We start from the raw sequence: 2,805 nt of genomic DNA, 5'->3' as shown, positions 1-2,805 counted from the left end.
AATGTTCTCTAAAATGATTCAGAGACTCTGTTTAATCAAAAGAACAGCTATAAACAGAGAAGTTAATAAATAGGGATAAAGTGAAGTCCGTCTCTTTCTGGGAGTAATATAGCTAGGTTTAGTCTTAGCTCGTAATCTCGTTTGTAGGATGCGACCCATCGAATAGGTACACCCTCCACCACTATCGGAGTTAAACGCTCTACCCGATTTTGACCACGTTGAAATCGTGGGTAGGCTCTACAAATTCATATTGTGCATTGATTGTTTGTAGCTCCCAAGTGCCATAGCTTTTAGTTAGCTCCAACACACCATAGACCGCGTTATTTGCATGTCGGAATGCAGCTACGGGAGACATTCTCTTTATTAACCCTGCGGTAAACAGGCCAGAGATAAGGTCACCGACACCAACCGGTTGTTGAGCAAATTCAATGTTCGGTCGTTGGGCTAAATAACATGCCTTTTTCGTTGCTAAAATCATACTGAACGCGTCATCGGGTAATGAGTGAAGATGCTTCACGAGCACCATCTTTGGACCAAGCTCCAATGCTTTCTTACATGCTGTAACCGCGTCATAAAGGGAGAGGATTTTAATGCCAGTCAATTCACTTAGTTCAAATTGGTTTGGCACTATAACATCGGCAATAGGAAGCAAGTGTTTAGTAATGGCGGTTCTAACGCCATCCTCAACGATACAACCTTTATCTGGGTCACCCATTACAGGGTCACAAACATAGAGTGCACTGTGGTTCTTTTCTTTAACTAAATTAACCGACTCGGCAACCGCTTTACATTGGTCTGCGCTTCCCTGATAACCCGATAGGATCGCACCACAGTCTTTCAGTACGTTGATGTTGTCTAAGCCTCGAATCAAGTTTCGAATATCATCTGAGCCGAATGTTTGCCCGGTCCAACCTTGTTGATATTGTGTGTGGTTGGAAAATTGTACCGTATGGATAGGCCATACTTCGAGTCCCATACGTTGCATAGGAAAAACGGCAGAGCTATTGCCAGCATGGCCAAAGACCACATGAGACTGAATTGAAATTCCACCTTTCAAACCGTCACTCCTCTTCTGAATATAGTTTTTGATGTCTTGAGTAAATTTTAAAGTCAAAGTACTGAACTTTGGTAATCCCCTTTGATGGGGAAGATCCATCAAGACATGAAATGTAAGAATGTCTCTATAACGATTAGGTTTGAGAGATCGATAAAGAACGCACCAATTAACGGCACGATAAAATACGCTTGTGGCGATGGGCCGTAGTAACCCGTGATACCATTCATATTGAGCATGGCTGTCGGTGTCGCACCCAAACCAAAGCCCGCATGACCACTTGCCATCACCGCGGCATCATAATTTTTACCGAGTAGCTTATAGGTAACGGACGTAACAAACACAATAGTAAACAATGTTTGAATCGTTAGGATAACCACCAGCGACAACGCCATATCAAACAGCTGCCAAAGTTTGATTTCAAGCAATGCCATAGATAAGAAGACACTTAGGGCAATTGAGCTTAAACGTGCCACTTCGACCATCGCAATCTTGGCAGGTTTGCTCTCGCTAAATAGTGTTGAGAATAGTGCACCAACAAATAACGCATAGACGAAATTTGGCACCATGTTCAGCCAATGCACATCGAGCACAAGCACTAAACTATGTAGCATTTGGCTGAGCTCAACACAGCATGCTAAAAGACCAACGCTTCCGATGCCATGTAGTACATTGCCCTTAGTCGGCATGTGATGGGCCTTTTTGTGTTCCACATCTGCTGCATGTACGTTCGGTGTTGAAAGTTGATTTTTTTCAACCAAATACGTGCCTAAAGGCGCTCCGATAATACCGCCAATCACAAGACCAAAAGTGGCACAGGCCATCGCGATTTCGAGTGCATTATCGACACCAAAATGGTCATGAAACATCGACGCCCATGCAGCACCTGTACCATGCCCACCTGATAGGGTGATAGAGCCCGTCATCAGTCCTAGCTTAGGATCCAGCCCTAAGAACGAGGCTGCAGCGACACCAATAGCGTCCTGAAAAATAATATAAACAACGGCGATTCCGAGAAAGACAACGAACAAGCGTCCACCTTGGAATAGCTGCTTGATATTTGCGCTTAAACCAATGCCTGCGAAAAACATCAGCATCAACGTCTCTTTATAAGGAAGTTCAAATTCGAACTCCATTCCCATGCGATATAAGCAAGTAGTAATTAAGGCTGCGATGCACCCACCAATCACCGGCCCTGGGATATGATATTTACTTAATATTGGTGTGTGTTTTTTGGTTACCTCACCAAACAACAACATCAAGAGTGCCAAAATGGCAGATTCAACGGCATTTACAGAAATTACATTCATTATCACGACCTAAACAACCGAATAAAAAAGCCCCGACTTGACGGGGCTTATATTTTCTAGCAACTACGAATTACGCAGAGAACTCTTGGAAGTACTCATCCAACACAGTGCGTGTTGCACGGCCAATTAGCTCGTACTCGTGGTGAGTAAGGTTCGCTAGTGATACGCGTACTGAGGCGTGTACTGTGTCGAAACCTTTACCAGGTAGTAAGATGACGCCAGTTTCGTGAGCAAGACGGAATAGGAAGTCTTTACCTTTCTCGTTAGCTTTGAACCAGTCGACAAACTCTTGACCGTAAAGTTTGCCACCTAGCGTGTCTAGCTCTAGTAGTGTGTAGTAATCCACACGGTCTTTGTTCTCTTCGATTGCTACACCCATGTTTTTGTAAAGCGTTGTGTAGCGCTCACGGATGATGCGTTTACAAGCGGCTTTGTAGCGAC

At 44.1% G+C, this 2,805-nt stretch carries 2 protein-coding genes and 1 pseudogene; all 3 read right to left on the bottom strand.

Features of this window, described 5'->3' with window-relative positions; all coding sequences use genetic code 11:
- Positions 1–199: 199 nt before the first annotated feature.
- A complete protein-coding gene (gene pdxY, locus AB4507_RS08965; protein ID WP_372182556.1) occupies positions 200–1,057 on the bottom strand; it encodes a pyridoxal kinase PdxY in 858 nt (285 codons plus the stop codon).
- A gap of 98 nt (positions 1,058–1,155) precedes the next feature.
- Complete coding sequence (gene gltS, locus AB4507_RS08960) at positions 1,156–2,364, bottom strand: sodium/glutamate symporter (RefSeq protein WP_372182554.1); 1,209 nt, start codon at positions 2,362–2,364, stop codon at positions 1,156–1,158.
- Positions 2,365–2,434: 70 nt separating this feature from the next.
- Positions 2,435–2,805 (bottom strand): annotated as a pseudogene (locus tag AB4507_RS08955) (bifunctional aspartate transaminase/aspartate 4-decarboxylase); the annotation flags it as partial.

Source organism: Vibrio sp. 10N.222.54.A3, from assembly GCF_041474095.1.
GTDB classification, from domain to species: Bacteria; Pseudomonadota; Gammaproteobacteria; order Enterobacterales; family Vibrionaceae; genus Vibrio; species Vibrio crassostreae_C.
Note: the sequence above shows the minus strand (reverse complement) of the source record. Positions and strands in the feature narration are given on the sequence as shown.